Below are 21,810 nucleotides of genomic sequence, written 5' to 3'. Positions count from 1 at the left end.
CTTGCGCCCCCTGTTCCATCTCCGCTGTCCAAATATCCCACGGGGGGTGCGGGGGGTGTGAAACCCCCCGCTCCGACAGGGGCCACAAGGCATCAGGCCTCCGGTGTATCCGTATCCGTCTCGCCCCGCTCCAGCCGCTGGCGTGCGGCGGCGGCCAGCTTTTCATAGCGCGCGCGGAAGGCCTCGATCTGGCGTTCCTCAAGCTCTTCCAGATCCATCAGCGCGTTATGCGCGCCCTGTGTGGCCCGGATCAATTCATCCAGTTTCAGCTGGATCGCCGCCGTGTCGCGGTTCTGGGTGTTCTGGATCAGGAAGACCATCAGGAAGGTCACGATCGTGGTGCCGGTATTGATCACCAACTGCCATGTGTCGGAAAAGCCGAAGATCGGCCCGGTCACGATCCAGACCGCGATCACCCCCAGCGCCAGCGAAAAGGTCACGGGTCGCCCGGCGAAGCGCGACACCCGCTTGGACCATTCGCCATAGAAATTGCTCATCTCATTCCACCCCCAAGGTTTCCTCGACCGCCGCGCCATAGCCCAGATCGGGATCGAACCGCCCGGTTTCGAGGAAGGTCATCACCTCGGCGATCACCACCGGGTTCATCATCATGAAAGTGTGGGTGACGGGCAGGATAATGTGATCCGTCATCCCCGCCACCCGCGTGCGGGCGACCGATACCTTGCCGTCATCCGGCCCCGGAATCACGGTGGAATAAATCGGGTTCAGCGACCGGTCTCCCGCGATCACGCCCAGTTCGTAATCCGGCAAAGGCAGCGCCAGCGGCACCGATCCCGCCCCCGTGCCCAATTGCAGGCCCGCAGGCCCGTTCATCCATTCAAAGGCCCCGATCTGGCCAAAGGCATCCACCAGTTCCGACCCCCGGTTCGGCGGGGCCAGCATCACCACACGGCCCATCTCGTCGGGGCGGTTCCGCGCCAGCCAGGCCCGCGCCAGAATCCCGCCCATCGAATGCGTCACGAAATGCACCGGCCCTGCGCCGCATTCCGCCACCGCCGCGCCCACGCGCGGCACCAGTTGGGCAATCGGAAATTCGGTCGAGGGATAGCCCTCGTTGACCACCTGATAACCCTTCCCCTCCAGCGCCGCCGCCATCGGGGCCAGCGACACCTCGCTCCGCGCCAGACCGTGCAGCATCACCACGCAATCGGCCAGCGCGGGGGCGGGCAGGATCAGCAACAGGGGGATCATCCACTTCATGCCGCCACCATAGCCATATCCCCGCCGGATGGACAAATCGCATCTCCCGCGCCACGGTAACGGGTATGAGATACCGCCCCCACCGCATCGCCGCCCGCGCGCTGATCCTGCTGGAAGATCGGCTGCTCCTTGTGAACGCCTATCCCGGCGGCAAATCCGATCTGTGGTGCGCGCCGGGTGGCGGGGCCGAACCCGGCCATTCCCTGCCCGACGCCCTGATCCGCGAGGTGATGGAGGAAACCGGCCTGTCCATCACCGTCGGCCCCCCGGCATTGATCAACGAATTCCACGATCCTGACCGGGGCTTTCATCAGGTGGACCTGTTCTTCCGCTGCACCATCATCGGCGGCCAGATTGATACGCGCTGGAAAGACCCGGAAGGGGTGGTCACCGACCGCCGCTTCTTTTCCCGGCAGGAACTGGAACAGGGCCATATCCGGTTCAAACCCGACAGCCTGCCCGCCGTCGCCTGGGGCAACCAGATGCTCTATGATCCGCTGGAAAGGATCGTGCGATGAGCCGCGCCTTCGTGAAGGAAGGCGACGGCTCGCTTGATCCGCTGCCCGATCTGCCGATCAGCCCCCATCCCAACCACGTCACCCCCGCAGGCCTTGCCGCGCTGCAATCGCGCCTGCTGGAAACGCAATCCCGACTTGCTGCGCTGAAAGCCCGGCCTGACCGGCTGGACAAACTGCCCGAAGCGGCGGCCGAGCGGGACATCCGCTATCTTGAGGCGCGTCTGCGCACCGCCATCCCCATCGACCCCGCCACCCTGCCGCTGACCGAGGTGGCCTTTGGCCTGATCGTCACCGTGGCCGATGAAGACGGGGCCGAACACCGCTTTCAGATCACGGGCGAGGATGAGGCCGACGCCGCGCAGGGCAAGATCACCCCGCAATCCCCGCTGGCCCGCGCGATGCTGGGCGCGCAGCCGGGCGATGTGGTGCGCTGGCGCAAACCCAACGGTTCCGTTGATCTTGAAATCCTGCATATCGGCCACCCATGATCCGCGACCTGCACCCCGACACCGACCTTGCCATCGTCGCCGCCTTTCTGGCCGAGGCGGCGGATTACTGGATCATGGCCGAAGGCGCCGCCCCCGGCCCCGATGCCGCGCAGGAGTTCTTTACCGATGGCCCCCCCGGCCGCGACCCGGCGCAATCGCGCCATCTTGGCCTGTTCCATGAAGGCCGCCTGTCCGGCCTTGCCGAGTTGAGCTTCGGCTTTCCCGATGCGGGCGATGCCTATCTGGGCCTGATGATCCTTGCCCCGCGCCTGCGCAGCCACGGGCTGGGCCCCGGCCTGCTGGCGCATGTGGAAACGCTCGCCCGCGCCGCCGCCGCCCCGAACCTTTATCTCGCCGTGCTGGGGGCAAACACCCGCGGCCGCGCCTTCTGGGACCGGCACGGCTTCCGCCCCACCGGCATCAGCCGCGATGACGGGCGGCACATCATCCATCGCCTCGTGAAGCCGCTTTAGGCAAGCTCGCCCGGGCGACACCGCCCAGCACCAGCGCGGCGGCCAGCGCAAAGCGCCATCCCACCGCCTCACCGATCAGGGCTGCGCCCCCCGCCGCCGCGATCAACGGCACGGTCAGTTGCGCCACCGCCGCCCTCCCCGCGCCCAGCGCAGGCAGCACCGCATACCACAGCGCATAGCCCAACCCCGATGTCACCGCGCCCGACAGCACTGCCAGCCCAACCCCGCGCAGGGACGCCGCGCCGAGATCCACCCCGATCAGCAGGGCAATCACCACCCCCGGCACCAAGGCCAGCGCGAAATTCCCCGCCGTCGCGCCCAGCGCATCCTGCGCGCCGCGCCCGGCCAGCGAATAGAGGCCCCATCCCACCCCCGCCGCCGCCATCGCCGCGAACCCGGCCCAGCCGCCGCCCGCGGGTGCGACAAGCACCGCCAACCCGCCCAGCGCCAGCCCCGCGCCCACCCAGCGCCGCGCCGGCACGCCTTCGCCCGCCAACAGCGCGCCAGTAAACATCGTCACTTGCACCACGCCAAACAGAACCAGCGCCCCGGTCCCCGCATCCAGCCGGCCATAGGCCAGCGAAAACCCGAACAGATAAATCACCAGCCCCGCCACGCCCGCCACCGTAGCCCCGCGCAAGCCCCGCCCGCGCCACAGGACCAGCGCCAAAAGCACCCCTGCCCCCGCCGCCAGCCGGATCACCGCAAACTCCACCGCCCCGATATCGCCCCCCGCCACTGCCATCCGGTTCAGCACCGAATTGGCGGCAAAGGCCAGCATCACCAGCGCCGTCAGCAGGAACAGCCTCATCCCTGCGCCGCCGACGGGGGGGAGGAGGTCGCGAACAACACCCCGCCCAGCGCCACGGGAAAGCCGATCAGGTGGAATACCTCCAGCCGTTCATCCAGAAAGATCATCGCCAGCCCCGCGCCAAAGACCGGCATCAGATGCAGGAACATGACCGATCGCGACGGCCCGATCCGCGCCACCGCCGCGTTATAGGCCAGAAGCGCCACGACAGAGGCAAACACCCCGGTATAGGCCACCGACCCGATCCCCGCCGCCGTCAGCGGCACGGTCTGCCCGCGCGACACTTCCCACAGATGCAAAGGCAGGATGAACCCCGCCCCCATCACCGCGATGAAAAACGTCAGCCCCACCGGCGACAACCCGGCCGGCTTGAACTTCAGCAGTACGGAATACAGCCCCCAGACCACCAGCGCCGCCAGAATCCACGCATCCCCCACATTCAGATGCAGGTCCAGCAATCGCCCCGGCTCACCCCGCGCGATGATATAGGCCACGCCGCAAAAGCTGACGCCGATGCCTGCCGCCTGCCGCGCCGTCAACCGCTCGCGCAGCACGATCCAGGCGATGATCACCATGAAGACCGGCATCGTGGCGCTCACCAGCAGCGCGTTCACAGCCTCGGTCGAATGCAGGCCGATATAGGTCATCGATTGGAACATCGCCGCCGACAGCAGCGCCATCCCCGCGATCAGCGGCAGATGCGCCCGCACCACCACCCAATCGCTTTGCAACCGCGCGCGGGCAAAAGGCAGCAGGATCACCGCCGCCAGCGTCCAGCGCCAGAAGGTCAGGCCAAAGGGCGGCACATCCGCCCGGATCGCCCGCCCCAGCACCCAGTTCCCTGCCCAACAGAGCGAGGCAAGGGCGGCCAGCGCCGCCGCGATCATGAAATTCCGGCTCATGCCGCCAACCTAGCGACAGCGCGGTCCTGCCGAAAGCCCTTTCCCCGTCCAAGGGCTTTGGTCAGGCTCAGGCCGCCTGCACTTCCACCGTCACATGCGACAGCTCGGTGATATGGGCCAGCCGGGCGCGATAGGCATCAGGCGTCTGCGGCGTGGCCGAACGCAGCGCGATGATCGCGCCGTGATGCCCCGGCCCCAACTGCCAGATGTGCAGATCGGTGATGCGGTCGCCCCCTGCCTCCAGCGCCGATGCGATTTCGGACGGCAGGTCTTCATCGGCGGGGATGTAATCCACCAGCACCGCGCCTGCCTCTTTCATCAACCCCCAGGACCAGCGCGCAATCACCACCGCGCCCAGAATGCCAATGGCCGGGTCCAGCCAGTTCCAGCCATAAACCCGCCCCGCCAGCAGCGCAGCAATCGCCAGCACCGATGTCAGCGCATCGGCCAGCACATGCAGATAGGCCGCGCGCAGATTGTTGTCTGTCGCTGCATGGTGGTGATGCCCATGTGAATGCCCATGCCCGTGTCCGTGCCCATGTCCGGCACCGTGCGAATGCCCCTGATGCAGCAGCGCCGCGCAGCCCAGATTGACCACCAGCCCCACCACCGCCACCACGGTCGCCTGCCCGAAATCAATGGCAACCGGGTTGCTCAACCGCATCAGGCTTTCCCAGCCGATCAGCAGCGCCACAATCCCCAGCACCACCGCGCTGGCAAACCCCGCCAGATCGCCGATCTTGCCGGTGCCAAAGGTAAAGCGCGGGTTGCGCGCATTGCGCCGGGCATAACCATAGGACAGCGCCGCAATCAGCAGCGCCGCCGCATGGGTGGACATGTGCCAGCCATCCGCCACCAGCGCCATCGACCCATAGATCGTGCCGGCCACAATCTCGACCACCATCATGGCCGAGGTGATGGAGATCACCGCCCAGGTGCGGCGGGCGTTGCGGTCATGGTCCGCGCCCAGAAACACATGGTCATGCGCGCCATCGACACGCGGCAAGGCTCCGGTCGCCGTGGCGGCGTGGGGGTGGTCATGGTCGTGGTCATGGTCGCCATGGTGGTGGGGATGATCGTGCATGGCCTGTCCTATTTCAAATAGCTGCGCAGCGCGCGCGCCAGCGCGTCGCTGCCCGCGATGCGGGCCTCGGGATCAGCTTCATCCCGGATGTGATGGATCAGATGTTCGTCGATCAACTCGGCCGTCAGCCCGGTGACCGATCCGCGTACCGACGCCACCAGATGCAGGATCGTGGCGCAGTCGCGGTCAGCCTCGACTGCGCGCTCCACCGCTTCGATCTGCCCGCGCAGGCGGCGCACCCGCGCCAGCAGCTTGGTCTTGTCATGGCTCAGATGCGACATGCCACCCCCAAAATACCCATAGGGGGTATAGGTATCATCCCGTTCCGGTCGCCGCAACGAAAAAGGGGCGCACCCTGCGGTGCGCCCCCCTTGTCTGCTAAGAAAAGCAGTCTGCCACGGTGGCAGGGATGATTACATCATCCCGTCCATGCCGCCCATTCCGCCCATGCCGCCAGCGCCACCAGCCGATTCCTTGGCCGGACGATCCGCGATCATGGCTTCCGTCGTGATCAGCAGCGACGCGACCGAGGCCGCATCTTCCAGCGCGGTACGGGTCACCTTGGCCGGGTCGATCACGCCGAACGCGAACATGTCACCATATTCTTCGGTCTGCGCGTTGAAGCCAAAGTTCTTGTCGCTGGATTCGCGGATCTTGCCCGCAACCACAGCGCCGTCCACACCGGCGTTTTCGGCGATCTGGCGCAGCGGTGCTTCCAGCGCGCGGCGCACGATGGCGATACCGGCGTTCTGGTCGCTGTTCGCACCGGTCAGGCCGTCAAGCGACTTGCCAGCCTGGATCAGTGCCACGCCGCCGCCGACAACGATGCCTTCCTGCACGGCGGCACGGGTCGCGTTCAGCGCGTCATCAACGCGGTCCTTGCGCTCTTTCACTTCGACTTCGGTCATCCCGCCGACCTTGATCACCGCAACGCCACCGGCCAGTTTGGCCACGCGCTCTTGCAGCTTTTCACGGTCGTAATCCGAGGTGGTTTCCTCGATCTGGGCGCGGATCTGCGACACGCGGGCCTCGATCTCGGCCTTGTCACCATTGCCGTCGACGATGGTGGTGTTGTCCTTGTTGATCGAGATCTTCTTGGCGCGACCCAGCATGTCGATCGTGACCGACTCCAGCTTCATGCCCAGATCATCGCTGATCACCTGACCACCGGTCAGAATGGCGATGTCCTGCAGCATGGCCTTGCGACGGTCGCCAAAGCCCGGCGCCTTGACGGCGGCGATCTTCAGGCCACCGCGCAGCTTGTTCACCACCAGCGTGGCAAGGGCTTCGCCTTCCACGTCTTCGGCGATGATCAGCAGCGGACGCTGCGACTGGATCACGGCTTCCAGCAGCGGAACCATCGGCTGCAGCGACGACAGTTTCTTTTCGTGCAGCAGGATGAACGCGTCGTCCAGATCGGCGATCATCTTGTCGGCATTGGTCACAAAGTAGGGCGACAGGTAGCCGCGGTCGAACTGCATGCCTTCGACGACGGTGGTTTCCGTCTCAAGGCCCTTGTTCTCTTCGACGGTGATCACGCCTTCATTGCCGACCTTCTGCATCGCATCAGCGATCTGGCGGCCGATTTCAGCCTCGCCATTGGCCGAGATAGTGCCGACCTGTGCGACTTCGGCGCTGTCCTTGACGGGGCGCGAAGCGGCCTTGATGGCAGCGACCACCTTGGTCACGGCCAGATCGATCCCGCGCTTCAGGTCCATCGGGTTCATGCCGGCGGCAACGGCCTTCAGGCCGTCCTTGATGATTGCCTGCGCCAGAACGGTGGCGGTGGTGGTGCCGTCGCCGGCTTCGTCATTGGTGCGGGAAGCAACTTCCTTCACCATCTGCGCGCCCATGTTCTCGAACTTGTCGGCCAGTTCGATTTCCTTGGCAACGGTCACGCCGTCCTTGGTGATGCGGGGCGAACCGAAGGATTTGTCGATCACCACGTTGCGGCCTTTCGGGCCCAGCGTCACCTTCACCGCATCGGCGAGGATGCTGACGCCGCGCAGCATGCGGTCACGGGCATCGGTATCGAAACGTACGTCTTTAGCAGCCATGTGAAAGCTCCTTTGAATGGGTTGGGGAAAGCGGGCGGCGGGGGCTACCCCGCCACATCCATCAGGCGATGATGCCGAGGATGTCGCTTTCCTTCATGATCAGCAGGTCTTCGCCATCGAGTTTGACTTCGGTGCCCGACCACTTGCCGAACAGGATGCGGTCGCCAGCTTTTACCGACGGTGCGATCAGCTCGCCCGAATCCTTGCGTGCGCCTTCACCGACCGAGACGATTTCGCCCTCAGCCGGTTTTTCCTTGGCGGAATCGGGGATGATCAGGCCGCCCTTGGTCTTGTCTTCGCCTTCGATGCGGCGGACCAGCACACGGTCATGCAGCGGTTTGAATGCCATCTGAGAACACTCCCTAGGTTCCAGGTTGAATGAAGATTAGCACTCATAACGGGTGAGTGCTAATGACCGGACAGGTAGGCACAGCCGCGCCGTATGTCAACACCCGGCCCTTCGGGGTGCTGATGAAAATTTGATGACATCTGCCCCGCCTTTGCGCCATGGCCCTTGGCAGGGGAGCGTGGCGGTGCCACCTTTACAGGCCACATCCCTTGCCGGTTTTTCCCATGCCCCGCCCCGTCCTTGCCACCCTTGCCGCCGCGCTGATTTCCGCCTGCCTCGTCGGCAGCGCCTCGGCGCAGGCCGAGGCGGTTGCTGTCGGGGCGCGTTGTGACGGGATCAACCTTCTCGACACCATGGCCGAGGCTGACCGTCGCGCGCTGATCGCGGCCACCGATTCCGTGCCCTATCCGCGCGGGCATCTGTGGCGGGCCACGCGGGGCGATGCGGTGATCCATCTGGTGGGCACCTATCACCTTGATGATCCCCGCCACACGGCCACCATGGCCCGCATCACCCCCCTGCTGGATGCCGCCACGACGGTGATGGTCGAGGCGGGCCCGCTGGAAGAAGCCGCGCTGATGGCCGATCTGGCGCGCGACCCGTCGCTGATGGTGAACACCGATGGCCCCACCTTGCGTGAGGCACTGACCGATCCGGAATGGCAACTGCTGGCCGATGCAATGCGGGCGCGCGGGATGCCGCCCTTCATGGTGTCAAAGTTCCGGCCCTGGTATGTGTCGATGCTGCTGGCCCTGCCCGCCTGCGATATCGGCAGCATGGCGCAGGGCAAGGGCGGGCTGGACGGCATGGTCATCGACTATGCCCAGACACAGGGAAAACCGCTTCAGGCACTGGAATCGCATGACACCGTCTTTCGCCTGTTCGAAGGCATGCCGATGGACGAACAGCTTGGCATGATCCGGTCATCGCTGGCGCTGGAACCCTATGCCGCCGATTACGCGGTGACGCTGGCCGATGCCTATTTCGCGGGGGAATCGCGGCTGATCTGGGAATTGACGCGACAGATGACGCTGCGGATGCCGGGGCAGGATATCGCGCAGGTCGAGGCAGACTTCGCCCAGATGGAACAGGTCCTGATGACCGATCGCAACCGCGCCTGGATCCCGGTGATCGAGGCCGCCGCCAAGGATGGCCCCGTCGTCGCCGCCTTCGGCGCGCTGCACCTGCCCGGCGAAACTGGCGTGCTGCGCCTGATGGAACAGGCGGGCTTCACGCTGGAAGAACTGCCGATGTAGCGGGCACCATCCGTGGGGCGCGGCATCTTGCTGCGTTGCAGCAATACGCCACCGCAGCACGTGACAAGCCAAGCCAGCTTGCCTATAAGCGCGCCAAACCCATCCCCTAGCGTTCAAGGCGTATCCCATGACCACCCTCGTTTTCGGCCACAAATCCCCCGACACCGATTCAACCGGGTCGCCCATCATCTGGGCCTGGTATCTGACCGAAGTGAAAACCACCCCCGCCACACCCGTGCTGCTGGGCGAACCCAACACCGAAGCGGCCTTCGTGCTGCGGCACTGGGGCCTCGACAAGCCCGCGATCATCGCGGACGTGACGGCTGAAGATAAGGTCGTGATCGTCGACACGAACAACCCTGCCGAACTGCCCCCCTCGATCAACGAGGCAAAGATTCAGGGCATCATCGACCACCACCTTCTGGTCGGCGGCATCAAGACCAAGAACCCGATCGACATCACCATCCGCCCGCTGGCATGCACCGCCACCATCATGCACGATCTGATGGGCGATGCCGTCGTGGCCGCTGCGCCCCGGTCGATCAAGGGCGCGATGCTGTCTTGCATCCTGTCCGACACGCTGGAATTCCGCTCGCCCACCACCACCCCGCATGACCGCGCAGTTGCGGAAAAGCTGGCCATTGATCTGGGCGTCGACATGGCCGATCTGGCCACCCGCATGTTCGAAGCGAAATCCGACGTCTCGGCCTTCTCGGATGCCGAACTGCTGCGTATGGATTCCAAGGAATACACCGTCGCGGGCAAGGAACTGCGCGTCTCGGTGCTGGAAACCACCGCGCCCAAGATCGTGCTGGACCGCAAGGACAGCCTGATGGCGTCGATGGTGGGCGTGGCCAAGGAAGACGGTGCCGATCAGGTGCTCCTTTTCGTGGTCGACATCCTGAAGGAAGAGGCCACGCTGCTGGTGCCCAACGATCTGGTCAAGCAACTGGCCGAAGCCTCGTTCGGCTGCACCGTCACCGGCGATACCGTGGTTCTGCCCGGCATCATGTCGCGCAAGAAGCAGATCATCCCGGCGCTGAAACTCTGATCTGACAGCCCTTCCCCGACCCTTTCCCGCTGCCGGGCAAGGGTCGGCGTGGGCGTCACCGCCAAAAGCACAGCCGGAAAGGCCAAAGCATGACCGACCTCATCGCCAGCCTTGCCACCGTCTCCGGCCGATATGACGCGGTGTTCTGCGATCTCTGGGGCTGCCTGCACAATGGCAAGACCCCCTTCCCCGCCGCCGTCGCCGCGCTGCGCGCGTTTCGCGCCAACGGTGGTTACGTCGTCCTGCTGACCAATTCCCCGCGCCCCCGCGCCAGCGTCGCAGCCCAGATCGCCACCATCGGCGTGCCGGAAGATTGCTGGGATGACATCGTCTCCTCCGGCGATGCGTCGCAATATGCCATGCTCTCTGGTGCCGTCGGCCCCCGCGTCCACCACATCGGCGCAGACAAGGACGACACCTTCTTCACCGACCTGCCCACGGATGCCCATGACCCGATCAAGATCACCCGCGTCCCCCTGAAGGATGCGACAGGTGTGGTCGTCACCGGCCTGCGCGACGATCTGACCGAAACCCCCGACGATTACCGCGCCACGCTTTTGATGATGAAGGCCAACGACCTGCCCATGCTCTGCGCCAACCCCGATCTGATCGTCGATCTGGGCGAGCGGCGGCTTTATTGCGCGGGCGCGCTGGCCCAGGCCTATGAGGCGATGGGCGGCACCGCGCTCTATTACGGCAAGCCGCACCCCCCGATCTATGACCTCGCCCGCCGCCGCATGGCCGAACGGACCGGGCGCGAAGATGCCGCGATTCTGGCCATTGGTGACGGGATCAACACCGATATTCAGGGCGGCATCGGCGAAGGGATCGACACGCTGTTTGTCACCGGCGGCATCGCCGCCGCCGCCTTCGGCCCCGATCACGCCCAGCCGGACCCGGCCCTTCTGACGGCATGGCTAGAAGAGCAGCAACTGTCTCCCACCCATGCCATCGCCTTCCTCGGCTGACCGCTCCGCAACAATCTTGCGTGAAAAGTCACGGTTGAGATAAAAAGTTACCCAACGGAATTGCGCCGCACTGCGGCGCAGGCTATGGTCGCGCCAGATCAAAGGGGATTCGGCCATGTTCGCCAGAGCCATCGACAATCAGCCGCGCGGCACGATCTGCATCGAGGATCTCGAAATCGGGATGACTCGTCACCTGATGAAAACCGTGACCGACCGCGACATCGAAATGTTCGCCGAGGTGTCGACAGACCGCAATCCCGTGCATCTGGACGAATCCTATGCCCAAGACACCATCTTTCAGGGCCGCATCGCCCATGGGATGCTGACCGCGGGGCTGATTTCCGCCGTGATCGGCGAACAGCTTCCCGGCCATGGCACCGTCTATCTGGGCCAAAGCCTGAAGTTCATGGCCCCCGTCCGCCCCGGCGATACCGTCCGGGCCGAGGTGAAGGTCGTGGCGATCGATCACGCCAAGCGCCGCGTCACCCTTGAAACCCACTGCGCAGTGGGTAATACGGTCGTGCTGAAGGGCGAGGCGCTGGTTCTTGCGCCCAGCCGCAAGTTCGACTGACGGCCAGGACGACGGGGCAGGCCCCCGCCTCGGGGGAAGATGCGCGTTCACCATCATTGGCAGAACATCGACCACGCCGCCCGCGGTGCCTCTGTCGCCATGGGCAATTTCGACGGCCTGCATCTGGGCCATCAATCGGTGATCGACCTTGCCCGCCGCCCCGGCGCGCCCCTTGGCATTGTCACCTTTGAACCCCATCCCCGTCAGGTCTTTGCCCCCGATGCCCCGCCTTTCCGGCTGATGAATGCCGAGGCGCGGGCCAACCGGCTGGCCAAGATCGGGGTGGATCAGCTGTATCAACTGCCGTTCGACCGCGCCCTCGCCGGCCTCACGCCCGAGGCCTTTGCCCGCGACGTTCTGGCCGATGGCCTTGGCATCTCGCATGTCGTCGTCGGGTCGGATTTCTGCTTTGGCAAAGGCCGCGCCGGCACTGCCGCCGATCTGCGCATCCTTGGCGCGACGCTGGGCTTTGACGTCACCATCGCCCCGCTCGTTGCCATTGCGGGGATCGAGGTCTCCTCCACCGCCATCCGTCAGGCTCTGACCGATGGCCGCCCGCGCGATGCCGCCGCCATGCTGGGGCATTGGCACCGGATCGAGGGCGAGGTGATCCACGGCGAAAAGCGCGGCCGGGAACTGGGCTATCCCACCGCCAACATGTCGGTCGACGGGCTGCACCTGCCCCGCTTCGGCGTCTATGCGGTCAAGGTCGACATCCTGACCGGCCCACAGGCGGGCAGCCATATGGGCGCGGCCAGCCTGGGCGTGCGGCCTATGTTCGGGGAGAACCGGCCCAACCTTGAAACCTTCCTCTTCGATTTCAAAGGCGACCTCTATGGTCAGCACCTGTCGATCGCCTTTGTCGATTTCCTGCGCCCCGAATTGAAATTCGACGGGCTTGAGGCGCTGATCACCCAGATGGACGCCGATTGCACCCGCGCCCGCGCGATCCTCTCGGCACTGTAGGTGAGCGGCGAAACTTTTCCCCGAAAAGTTTCGCCGACTCTCTGCCCAAAATTTTTCCAGAAAAATTTCGGGCCTGCCGCGCCAAAATTTTGCTCGCAAAATTTTGGCGCTCCCCCGCTTCCCTTTCCCCGGCCAAAAGCGCACCTTCGCGGCCATGACAACGAAACTCCGCCCCCGCTTCTGGGAGACTGTCCCCCTCACCAAGATGACCGCCCCGGAATGGGAGGCGCTCTGTGATGGCTGCGGCAAGTGCTGCCTGAACAAGATCGAATATGAAGACACGGGCGAGGTGGATTACACCCGCGTCGCCTGCCGCCTGCTGGATGGCGAAACGTGCCGTTGCAGCCAATATGCGATCCGCCATCAATTCGTGCCCGATTGCGTGCGCCTCACGCCCAAGACCCTGCCCAAGGTCGCCTATTGGATGCCCCGCACCTGCGCCTATCGCTTGCTCCATCAGGGCGGCACCTTGCCCGACTGGCACCCGCTGCGCACCGGTGATCCCGAAAGCACCCATACCTCCGGCAATTCGGTGCGCGGCATGACCGTGCCGGAATTCGAAGTCCCTGAAGAAGAATGGGACGACTATATCATCGACGAGAAGCCCTGACATGTTCTTCGCCTCAGACAATACCTCCGGCGCGCCGCCCGAAGTCATGCAGGCGCTCTTGCGCGCCAACGAAGGCTTCGCCCGCAGCTATGGCGGCGATGACATCATGGCCCGCGTCACCGCGCAGATGCGCGCCCTGTTCGATGCACCCGAAGCCTCGGTCCATCTGGTCGCCACCGGCACCGCCGCCAATGCGCTGGCGCTGGCCACGCTGACCGATCCCTGGGGCGCCGTCTTCTGCCACCGTCACGCCCATATAGCCGAAGATGAGTGCGGCGCACCCGAATTCTATACAAACGGCGCGAAACTGGTGCTGATCGACGGCGCGCATGGGCGCATCACGCCCGACGCGCTGACCGAGGCGCTGGCCACCACCGGAGCATCCGGCGTACATGGCGTACAGCGCGGTTGCCTGTCGCTGACCAATGTCACAGAGGCAGGCACCGTCTACACCCCGGCCGAGATTGCCGCCCTGACCGCCATCGCCAAATCCCACGGCCTGCCTTGCCATCTGGACGGCGCGCGCTTTGCCAATGCGCTTGTGGCCACCGGGGCCAGCCCGGCCGACATGACATGGCGCGCCGGCATTGATGTGCTGTCCTTTGGCGGCACCAAGAACGGCTTGCTTGGGGTCGAGGCGGTGGTGCTGTTCGATCCCACAAAGTCCTGGGAACTGGAACTGCGCCGCAAACGCGGCGGGCATCTCTTCTCAAAGCACCGCTTCCTGTCGGTACAGATGGAGGCCTATCTGACCGATGGCTTGTGGATGCGCCTTGCCGCGCAGGCCAATGCCATGGGGCAGCGGCTGGCGCAGGGCATCGCGGGCCTCAACCACGCCGCGCTGACACATCCGTCGCAGGCGAACATGATCTTTGCCAACTGGGAACCGGGCGGCCACGCACATCTGCAAGCGGCGGGTGCGGTTTATTACGACCTGCGCCCCCTGGCCGATGGCCGCGAAACCGCGCGGATGGTCGCGTCATGGAACACGACCGAGGATCACGTCGACCACTTCCTCGGGCATCTCAAGGCCTGACCCTGCCGTTTCATCTTGGCCCAAATACCCAACTGCGACGGCACCACCACCACAGCGTTTGTCTGATGGCGCCCTACCGCCCCGCCAGATGATCCTCCAACAGGTCCAGCCTGTCCTGCCCCCAGAAACGCTCTTCGCCCACGATATAAAAGGGCAAGCCGAACACCCCGCGCGACACGGCCTCGTCCAGATTGCGGACATAGGTATCGGCGGCCATGAACATGCCTCGGTCGGCAATGGCGGGATCAAAGCCGTTCTCTGCCATGATCTCTTTCACCACCGCATCATCCGCGATATTGCGCCCCTCGGACCAGACCGCGCGGGGAAAGGCCCGCACCAGCCCGGCCAGATCGCCACCCCCCGCCGCAGCCGCCGCGATGATGGCATAGGATGCCGGCGCCGGGTTCACCGGAAAATACGCGGGCTGCAGGTCCAGCTTCATCCCCAACCGCCGCGACCACCGCGCCAACTCCTGCAAGCGATAGGCTTTGCGGCTTTCATGCCGCTCCGCCAGCACCTGCCCACCCGTGCGCGGAAACAGCGCCGGCCCGTCGATCGGGATATAGCGGATCGTCGCCCCCTGCCGTTCCGCGATCTGTTCCAGCCGGTCGCCCGCCAGATAGACAAAGGGCGAAATCACCGCGAAAAAGTAGTCGATCTGCACCATTTGCCCACCCCCGGTTCAGCCTTGGTTTGCAAGACCGTAACGCAGTGATAAGGCGTGTCCAGCGCCGAATCCGTGTCGCATCCGCCCTTGCGTCCCCTCAGAATCCGAAGGCCCCGGAGTCCCAAATGCCCGCCATCACCGAACCGAAGCTGATCTCCGGCAATGCCAACCTGCCGCTTGCCAAGGCCATCGCCCGACGCATGTCGATGCACCGCGGCATGTCGGTCAATCTGGTGGATGCCCGCATCGAACGCTTCAACGATCAGGAGATTTTCGTCGAGGTGTTCGAGAATGTCCGGGGCGAGGATATGTACATCATCCAGTCCACCTCGAACCCGGCCAATGACAACCTGATGGAACTCTTGATCATGACCGATGCGTTGCGCCGGTCGTCGGCGGCGCGCATCACCGCCGTGATCCCCTATTTCGGCTATGCCCGTCAGGACCGCCGCGCCAAGGCGCGCACGCCCATCAGCGCCAAGCTGGTCGCCAATCTGATCACCCGCGCGGGCGTTGACCGCGTGCTGACGCTCGACCTGCACGCGGCGCAGATTCAGGGGTTCTTCGACATTCCGGTGGACAACCTCTATGCCAGCCCGGTCTTTGCACTGGACATCGAACACCACTTCAAGGGCCAGCTGGAAGACCTGATGATCGTCTCGCCCGATGTGGGTGGCGTGGCCCGCGCCCGCGAACTGGCCAAGCGGATCAATGCCCCCCTTGCCATCGTGGACAAGCGCCGCGAAAAGGCGGGCGAAGTGGCCGGGATGACCGTGATCGGTGATGTGCGTGGCCGCAAATGCATCATCGTGGACGATATCTGCGACACCGCCGGAACGCTGTGCAAGGCGGCAGAGGTGCTGATGGAAAACGGCGCGACCGAGGTTCACAGCTACATCACCCACGGCGTCCTTTCCGGCCCGGCGGTGGAGCGAGTGCAGAATTCGGTGATGAAATCGCTGGTGATCACCGATTCCATCGCCCCCACGGATGAGGTCCGCGCGGCATCGAACATCCGCATCGTCCCCACCGCCCCGGTCTTTGCCCAGGCGATCCTGAACATCTGGAACGGCACCAGCGTGTCATCGCTGTTCGAAACCGATACGCTCGTCCCGATCTACGAAGGCATGTATGTGCGCGGGTGATCGGCGCCGATACGGCCCTGTCTGACCACTACAGCAAAGCTGCGTTCAGTTGGCGACGGTGACAGCGGGCGGCCAGGCCCCTGTCACGCGATGTCCCAGTCGTCCTCGTCCCGCACCGGGCCGATGGCTGTCCAATCCGCGCGAATGCGGGCGATGCGCGTGTCGCCCCATGTGCGGAACACCAGCTGAAACCCCTTTTCCGATACATTCTCGGCGGTCAGGTCGGCGCGCATGTTGGTCTTGTGGTCCATGTCCCACAGGGAAATGCCCACCATCACGGCGGGGGGCGCGCGAAAGGCTTCGTTGAAGGTCACATGGAACCGGCTTTCGCGGTCGCCGCTGCCCGTCCACATCACGCCATCCGACGCAAAATCCGAAAACAGGATGCGGCTGCCCTGCAATATCCCGATCCTGCTGGCTGACATGCGCTTCATCTTTGGCTGTTTCATCCGGACTCCGGTCACCCCTTACTTGGTCATGCAACACGCAGGACCACCATAAGAAAAGGCCCCGCCATGACAACGGGGCCTTCACGATTGCATCAGACCTGCGCGCCTATTGGCCCACCGCCGCGCGCATGGCCAGAATGTCGGCGACCAGTTTGTCGGCGCTATCCTTGTCGGCTGACGTGGCGGCGGCTTCGCGCGCCTCGGCCAGCAGACCGTCAAACAGGGCGGCATTGGCCTCTTCCACCGGCACCGCACGTTCGGCCAGAACCGAAACGCTGCTGGCGGTGATGTCGGCAAAACCGCCGGTCACTACATAGGACTTCGCCCCTTCGGCCGAAACCGCCTTCAGAATGCCGGGGCGCAGCGTGGTGATGGTGGGCGAATGCCCCTCCATCGCCGTCAGGTCGCCATCGGCCCCCGGGATCTGAACCTCGCTCGCGGCAACAGAGGCAAGCCTCCGCTCCGGCGAGACAAGGTCGAATTGCAGCGTGCCTGCCATTGGCTTGCCCCCTTATGCCGCTGCCGCAGCAAGACGCTGGGCTTTGGCCACGGCCTCATCAATGTCGCCAACCATGTAGAAGGCGGCTTCCGGCAGGTGATCGTATTCACCGGCGACCACGGCCTTGAACGACGCGATGGTCTTTTCCAGCGGAACCTGCACGCCATCCGAACCGGTGAAGACCTTCGCCACGTCGAACGGCTGCGACAGGAAACGCTGGATCTTGCGCGCCCGTGCCACGGTCAGCTTGTCGTCTTCGCTCAGTTCGTCCATCCCCAGAATGGCGATGATGTCCTGCAGCGATTTGTAGCGCTGCAGGATGCCCTGCACCGAACGCGCCACGTTGTAATGCTCTTCGCCCAGAACCGCCGGGTCCATCAGACGCGAGGTGGAGTCGAGAGGGTCCACCGCCGGATAGATGCCCAGTTCCGAAATCGCACGCGACAGAACGGTCGTGGCGTCAAGGTGCGCGAAGGAGGTCGCAGGTGCCGGGTCGGTAAGGTCGTCGGCCGGAACGTAGATGGCCTGAACCGAGGTGATCGATCCTGCCTTGGTCGAGGTGATGCGTTCCTGCAGCGCGCCCATGTCGGTGGCCAGCGTCGGCTGATAACCCACGGCAGAGGGGATACGGCCCAGCAGAGCCGACACTTCCGAACCGGCTTGGGTAAAGCGGAAGATGTTGTCGACGAAGAACAGAACGTCCGTGCCGGACTGGTCGCGGAACTGTTCGGCCAGCGTAAGGCCGGTCAGCGCCACACGGGCACGCGCGCCCGGCGGTTCGTTCATCTGGCCGTAGACAAGGGCCACTTTCGATTCCGCCAGATTGTCGATCTTGATAACGCCGGATTCCATCATCTCGTGATAGAGGTCGTTGCCTTCACGCGTCCGTTCACCCACGCCCGCGAACACGGAATAGCCCGAATGCACCTTGGCGATGTTGTTGATCAGTTCCATGATCAGAACCGTCTTGCCCACACCGGCGCCGCCGAACAGGCCAATCTTGCCGCCCTTGGAATAGGGGGCCAGCAGGTCGATCACCTTGATCCCGGTCACCAGGATGTTGGACGAGGTCGCCTGTTCCGCAAAGGACGGGGCAGGCTGGTGGATCGCACGCATCGTGGTCGATGCGATGGGGCCCTTTTCGTCGATCGGCTCACCGATCACGTTCAGGATGCGGCCCAGCGTGGCATCGCCCACCGGAACCGAAATCGGCGCGCCCAGATCGCGCACAACCGCACCACGGACCAGACCTTCGGTCGCGTCCATGGCGATGGTGCGCACGGTGCTTTCGCCCAGATGCTGCGCCACTTCCAGAACCAGACGCTTGCCGTTGTTTTCGGTTTCGAGTGCGTTCAGAATCGCCGGCAGCGCGCCGTCGAACTGAACGTCCACCACGGCGCCGATCACCTGCGTGACTTTGCCTTGTGCCATGTTGTCTCTCCGCTAACTCAGAGCGCCTCGGCGCCCGAAATGATTTCGATAAGCTCTTTGGTGATCGCCGCCTGCCGCGAACGGTTGTACTGGATCGTCAGCTTGTTGATCATGTCGCCCGCATTGCGCGTGGCGTTGTCCATCGCCGACATCCGCGCACCCTGTTCGGATGCCCCGTTCTCCAGCAGCGCAGTGAACACCTGCGTTGCAACACCGCGCGGAAGCAGGTCCGCAAGGATGGCTTCTTCGCTCGGCTCATAGTCATACAGCGACGACACGCCGCCGCCTTCGAACTTGGCCGGGATCACCTGCTGCGCGGTCGGGATCTGGCTGATCACCGACTGGAACCGGTTGTAGAACAGCGTCGCCACGTCGAACTCGCCCGCTTCAAAGCGCGCCAGCACTTCACGCGCGATGGACTGCGCATTGACATAGCCCACACGCTTGACCTCGCTCAGGTCAACATGGCCCACGAAATGCGCGGCCAAATCACGCTTGAGCTGTTCCCGCCCCTTCTTGCCGACGGTCAGGATCTTCACCGTCTTGCCCTGCGCCAGCAATTCCTGCGCCCGCACTCGCGCCAGACGCGCGATGGACGAGTTGAAACCGCCGCACAGGCCACGTTCGGCGGTCATCACCACCAGAAGATGCACCTTGTCCGCCCCCGTCCCCGACAAAAGCCGGGGGGCCGATGGGGACTGGCCGACCGATGCCGCCAGCCCCGCCACAACGGCATTCATCCGTTCGGCATAGGGGCGCGCGGCTTCCGCAGCCTCTTGGGCGCGGCGAAGTTTCGCCGCCGCGACCATCTGCATCGCCTTCGTGATCTTGCGCGTGTTCTTGACGCTGCCGATCCGGTTTTTCAGGTCCTTAAGGCTGGGCATCTGCCTACTCCCTCAGGGCCAAAATCAAGCGAAGTCTTTGGCGAACGCATCAAGCTCCGCACGGATGGCCTTTTCCAGGTCGCCCGAAACCTTGCGGTCGTTCTTGGTGATGTCTTCCAGCAGCGCCGCGCCCTTGGTGCGCAGGTGCTTCAGAAGGCCCGCCTCGAAACGGCCCACATCCTTGACGCCGATCTTGTCCAGATAGCCGTTGGTACCGGCAAAGATCACGCAAACGATTTCCGCATTGGTCAGCGGCGAATACTGCGGCTGCTTCATCAGCTCCGTCAGACGCGCGCCACGGTTCAGCAACTGCTGGGTGGATGCGTCAAGATCAGACCCGAACTGCGCAAAGGCCGCCATTTCGCGATACTGCGCCAGTTCCAGCTTCACCTTGCCCGCGACCGACTTCATCGCGTTGGTCTGGGCGCTGGAGCCCACACGCGACACCGACAGACCGGTGTTCACAGCCGGGCGGATGCCCTGATAGAACAGTTCCGTTTCCAGGAAGATCTGGCCATCGGTGATCGAGATCACGTTCGTCGGAATAAAGGCCGACACGTCGCCGCCCTGCGTTTCGATGATCGGCAGCGCGGTCAGCGAGCCGGCCCCGAAATCCTCGTTCAGCTTGGCCGAACGCTCCAGCAGGCGCGAGTGCAGATAGAACACGTCGCCCGGATAGGCTTCACGTCCCGGCGGACGGCGCAGCAAGAGCGACATCTGGCGATAGGCAACGGCCTGCTTGGACAGGTCATCATAGATGATCAGCGCATGACGGCCATTGTCGCGGAAGAACTCTGCCATCGCGGTGGCCGAATAGGGCGCCAGGAACTGCATCGGCGCCGGGTCGGATGCGGTGGCTGCCACGACGATCGTGTAGTCGATCGCCCCGGTTTCCTCCAGCTTCTTCACCAGCTGTGCCACGGTCGAACGCTTCTGCCCGATGGCCACATAGATGCAGTACAGCTTCTTGGATTCGTCGTCGCCAGCGGCCTCGTTATAGACCTTCTGGTTCAGGATGGTGTCCAGCGCCACGGCAGTCTTGCCGGTCTGGCGGTCACCGATGATCAGTTCGCGCTGGCCACGGCCAACGGGGATCATCGCGTCCACGGCCTTCAGGCCGGTCGCCATCGGCTCATGCACCGATTTGCGCGGGATGATGCCGGGGGCCTTCACATCGGCCACGCGACGCTCGGTCGCCGCAATCGGGCCCTTGCCATCGATCGGGTTGCCAAGGCCGTCCACGACGCGGCCCAGCAGGCCGTTGCCCGCGGGCACGTCCACGATGGACTTGGTCCGCTTGACGATATCGCCTTCCTTGATGTCCTGGTCGGACCCGAAGATCACGATACCGACGTTGTCGACTTCCAGGTTCAGCGCCATCCCGCGGATACCGCCGGGGAATTCCACCATCTCGCCGGCCTGGACATTGTCCAGCCCGTGCACACGGGCGATCCCGTCACCTACGGAAAGAACACGGCCCACTTCGGCCACTTCGGCATCCTTGCCGAAATTCTTGATCTGCTCTTTCAGGATCGCAGAGATCTCAGCAGCCTGAATTCCCATCACCCAACCTCTTTCATTGCATTCTGGAGAGCCGCGAGCTTTGCCTTGACCGACGTGTCGATCATGGTCGAGCCCAGCTTGACGACAAGACCACCGATGAGCGTTTCATCGACAGCCACTTTCAGTTTCACATCCTTGCCGACACGCGTCTTCAGCGTCGCGGCCAGTGCCTTGGTCTGCGCGTCCGACAGCGCAGCAGCCGAGGTGACCTCGGCCGTCACTTCGCCCCGGTCCGCCGCGATGCGCGCCAGCACATCAGCCACCAACTGCGGCAGCACGAACAGCCGCCGCTTGCTGGCCATCAGCGCCAGCGTGTTGGCGGTCAGCGCCGACAATTTCATCTTCTTGGCAATCGCGGCAATCGCCGCCGCCTGATCCTCGCGCGATACGACGGGCGAGGCGATCATCGCGCTCAGGTCCGGGCTTACCGCAAGGGCTGCCGCCAGCGCTTCGGCATCTGCCTCAAGCGCCTTCAGTCCCTTGTCTTCCTTCGCCAACTCGAAAAGAGCGGTGGCGTAGCGTGCGGCAATGCCGGAGGAGATCGAAGCTGGTTCGGACACGTCAACCCTTCCGCTGTCTTGGCCCCCGCGCCCGCGCAAAGCTTGCACAGGCCAAGGGCATCCCAGGGCGCAGGGAAGCCCCTGCGTCTGTCAATTCGCGCGGTCTGTAGCAGAGGTCCACCAAGCCCGCAACCGGGAAGGTCGCGCCAACGTGATTGTTCCACGCAGCTTTTACAAAGCCCCGCACCACCCCCGCCCCGCCTGCGGCTTTTTGCATCAGGCAAAGGCGCCGTCCGGCCGCCCCATCCCCA

The 21,810-nt window shown here is 64.4% G+C and carries 26 protein-coding genes; 11 read left to right on the top strand and 15 right to left on the bottom strand.

Going from position 1 to position 21,810, the window contains the following annotated elements:
- Positions 1-92: 92 nt before the first annotated feature.
- Positions 93-497 (bottom strand): low affinity iron permease family protein, encoded by a 405-nt coding sequence (locus RSE12_04470; protein ID WRH63594.1) that lies wholly within the window; start codon positions 495-497, stop codon positions 93-95.
- A gap of 1 nt (position 498) precedes the next feature.
- Entirely contained in the window at positions 499-1,221 is a 723-nt protein-coding gene (locus RSE12_04465; protein ID WRH63593.1) for an alpha/beta fold hydrolase, read from the bottom strand.
- 65 nt (positions 1,222-1,286) lie between these two features.
- Here RSE12_04465 and RSE12_04460 point away from each other — a divergent pair, with 65 nt between their 5' ends.
- From RSE12_04460 to RSE12_04450, 3 genes are read left to right on the top strand one after another with little or no spacing between them, the layout of a single operon-like run.
- Positions 1,287-1,739: an NUDIX hydrolase gene (locus RSE12_04460; protein WRH63592.1), complete on the top strand. Its 453-nt coding sequence runs from the start codon at positions 1,287-1,289 to the stop codon at positions 1,737-1,739.
- Positions 1,736-2,227 (top strand): GreA/GreB family elongation factor, encoded by a 492-nt coding sequence (locus tag RSE12_04455; GenBank protein ID WRH63591.1) that lies wholly within the window; start codon positions 1,736-1,738, stop codon positions 2,225-2,227. Before RSE12_04460 ends, RSE12_04455 begins: the two co-directional genes overlap by 4 nt.
- Positions 2,224-2,700, top strand: coding sequence for a GNAT family N-acetyltransferase (locus RSE12_04450; GenBank protein WRH63590.1), 477 nt, complete (start codon positions 2,224-2,226; stop codon positions 2,698-2,700). The genes RSE12_04455 and RSE12_04450 overlap by 4 nt, the downstream gene beginning before the upstream one ends.
- Here RSE12_04450 and RSE12_04445 read toward each other — a convergent pair.
- From RSE12_04445 to RSE12_04420, 6 genes are all read right to left on the bottom strand, one after another.
- Positions 2,672-3,511: a DMT family transporter gene (locus RSE12_04445; GenBank protein WRH63589.1), complete on the bottom strand. Its 840-nt coding sequence runs from the start codon at positions 3,509-3,511 to the stop codon at positions 2,672-2,674. The genes RSE12_04450 and RSE12_04445 overlap by 29 nt on opposite strands.
- Positions 3,508-4,413 (bottom strand): DMT family transporter, encoded by a 906-nt coding sequence (locus RSE12_04440; protein WRH63588.1) that lies wholly within the window; start codon positions 4,411-4,413, stop codon positions 3,508-3,510. Before RSE12_04440 ends, RSE12_04445 begins: the two co-directional genes overlap by 4 nt.
- Before the next feature lie 67 nt (positions 4,414-4,480).
- The gene (gene dmeF, locus RSE12_04435; GenBank protein ID WRH63587.1) at positions 4,481-5,497 is read right to left on the bottom strand and encodes a CDF family Co(II)/Ni(II) efflux transporter DmeF; all 1,017 of its coding nucleotides are present in this window, start codon (positions 5,495-5,497) and stop codon (positions 4,481-4,483) included.
- A gap of 8 nt (positions 5,498-5,505) precedes the next feature.
- Entirely contained in the window at positions 5,506-5,778 is a 273-nt protein-coding gene (locus tag RSE12_04430; GenBank protein ID WRH63586.1) for a metal/formaldehyde-sensitive transcriptional repressor, read from the bottom strand.
- A gap of 132 nt (positions 5,779-5,910) precedes the next feature.
- Complete coding sequence (gene groL, locus RSE12_04425) at positions 5,911-7,554, bottom strand: chaperonin GroEL (protein WRH63585.1); 1,644 nt, start codon at positions 7,552-7,554, stop codon at positions 5,911-5,913.
- A gap of 61 nt (positions 7,555-7,615) precedes the next feature.
- A complete protein-coding gene (locus RSE12_04420; protein ID WRH63584.1) occupies positions 7,616-7,903 on the bottom strand; it encodes a co-chaperone GroES in 288 nt (95 codons plus the stop codon).
- A gap of 224 nt (positions 7,904-8,127) precedes the next feature.
- Between RSE12_04420 and RSE12_04415 the strand changes: the two genes are divergently transcribed.
- The 7 genes from RSE12_04415 to RSE12_04385 all read left to right on the top strand — a co-directional run bounded on the left by RSE12_04415 (position 8,128) and on the right by RSE12_04385 (position 14,361).
- Positions 8,128-9,159, top strand: coding sequence for a TraB/GumN family protein (locus tag RSE12_04415; protein ID WRH63583.1), 1,032 nt, complete (start codon positions 8,128-8,130; stop codon positions 9,157-9,159).
- Between the two features lie 127 nt (positions 9,160-9,286).
- Complete coding sequence (locus RSE12_04410) at positions 9,287-10,210, top strand: manganese-dependent inorganic pyrophosphatase (protein ID WRH63582.1); 924 nt, start codon at positions 9,287-9,289, stop codon at positions 10,208-10,210.
- A gap of 89 nt (positions 10,211-10,299) precedes the next feature.
- A complete protein-coding gene (locus RSE12_04405) occupies positions 10,300-11,178 on the top strand; it encodes a TIGR01459 family HAD-type hydrolase (protein ID WRH63581.1) in 879 nt (292 codons plus the stop codon).
- Positions 11,179-11,293: 115 nt separating this feature from the next.
- Positions 11,294-11,749 carry a MaoC family dehydratase gene (locus RSE12_04400; protein WRH63580.1) on the top strand — a complete coding sequence of 152 codons (456 nt, stop codon included), beginning with the start codon at positions 11,294-11,296 and terminating at the stop codon, positions 11,747-11,749.
- Positions 11,750-11,788: 39 nt separating this feature from the next.
- On the top strand, positions 11,789-12,715 hold the full coding sequence (locus RSE12_04395) for a bifunctional riboflavin kinase/FAD synthetase (protein ID WRH63579.1): 927 nt from the start codon (positions 11,789-11,791) through the stop codon (positions 12,713-12,715).
- Between the two features lie 154 nt (positions 12,716-12,869).
- Positions 12,870-13,325 carry a YcgN family cysteine cluster protein gene (locus tag RSE12_04390; GenBank protein ID WRH63578.1) on the top strand — a complete coding sequence of 152 codons (456 nt, stop codon included), beginning with the start codon at positions 12,870-12,872 and terminating at the stop codon, positions 13,323-13,325.
- Position 13,326: 1 nt separating this feature from the next.
- Positions 13,327-14,361, top strand: coding sequence for a beta-eliminating lyase-related protein (locus tag RSE12_04385; GenBank protein WRH63577.1), 1,035 nt, complete (start codon positions 13,327-13,329; stop codon positions 14,359-14,361).
- 73 nt (positions 14,362-14,434) lie between these two features.
- Here RSE12_04385 and RSE12_04380 read toward each other — a convergent pair whose 3' ends face one another.
- The gene (locus tag RSE12_04380) at positions 14,435-15,028 is read right to left on the bottom strand and encodes a 2-hydroxychromene-2-carboxylate isomerase (protein ID WRH63576.1); all 594 of its coding nucleotides are present in this window, start codon (positions 15,026-15,028) and stop codon (positions 14,435-14,437) included.
- A 125-nt stretch (positions 15,029-15,153) separates the two neighbouring features.
- Between RSE12_04380 and RSE12_04375 the strand changes: the two genes are divergently transcribed.
- Entirely contained in the window at positions 15,154-16,173 is a 1,020-nt protein-coding gene (locus RSE12_04375) for a ribose-phosphate pyrophosphokinase (protein ID WRH63575.1), read from the top strand.
- 83 nt (positions 16,174-16,256) lie between these two features.
- On the opposite strand, the gene RSE12_04370 is transcribed toward RSE12_04375, so the two are convergent.
- From RSE12_04370 to RSE12_04345, 6 genes are all read right to left on the bottom strand, one after another.
- Positions 16,257-16,607, bottom strand: a complete 351-nt coding sequence (locus tag RSE12_04370) for an H-type lectin domain-containing protein (GenBank protein ID WRH64739.1) — start codon at positions 16,605-16,607, stop codon at positions 16,257-16,259.
- Between the two features lie 121 nt (positions 16,608-16,728).
- Positions 16,729-17,121, bottom strand: a complete 393-nt coding sequence (locus tag RSE12_04365; GenBank protein WRH63574.1) for a F0F1 ATP synthase subunit epsilon — start codon at positions 17,119-17,121, stop codon at positions 16,729-16,731.
- A gap of 12 nt (positions 17,122-17,133) precedes the next feature.
- Complete coding sequence (gene atpD / locus RSE12_04360) at positions 17,134-18,552, bottom strand: F0F1 ATP synthase subunit beta (GenBank protein WRH63573.1); 1,419 nt, start codon at positions 18,550-18,552, stop codon at positions 17,134-17,136.
- A gap of 17 nt (positions 18,553-18,569) precedes the next feature.
- Entirely contained in the window at positions 18,570-19,436 is an 867-nt protein-coding gene (locus RSE12_04355; GenBank protein ID WRH63572.1) for a F0F1 ATP synthase subunit gamma, read from the bottom strand.
- 24 nt (positions 19,437-19,460) lie between these two features.
- A complete protein-coding gene (atpA, locus tag RSE12_04350) occupies positions 19,461-20,999 on the bottom strand; it encodes a F0F1 ATP synthase subunit alpha (protein WRH63571.1) in 1,539 nt (512 codons plus the stop codon).
- Positions 20,999-21,559, bottom strand: coding sequence for a F0F1 ATP synthase subunit delta (locus RSE12_04345; protein WRH63570.1), 561 nt, complete (start codon positions 21,557-21,559; stop codon positions 20,999-21,001). Before RSE12_04345 ends, atpA begins: the two co-directional genes overlap by 1 nt.
- Positions 21,560-21,810 lie beyond the last annotated feature (251 nt).

The organism is Fuscovulum sp., from assembly GCA_035192965.1.
In the GTDB taxonomy this organism is placed as follows: domain Bacteria; phylum Pseudomonadota; class Alphaproteobacteria; order Rhodobacterales; family Rhodobacteraceae; genus Paragemmobacter.
This window is presented reverse-complemented; position numbering and strand designations above follow the sequence as displayed.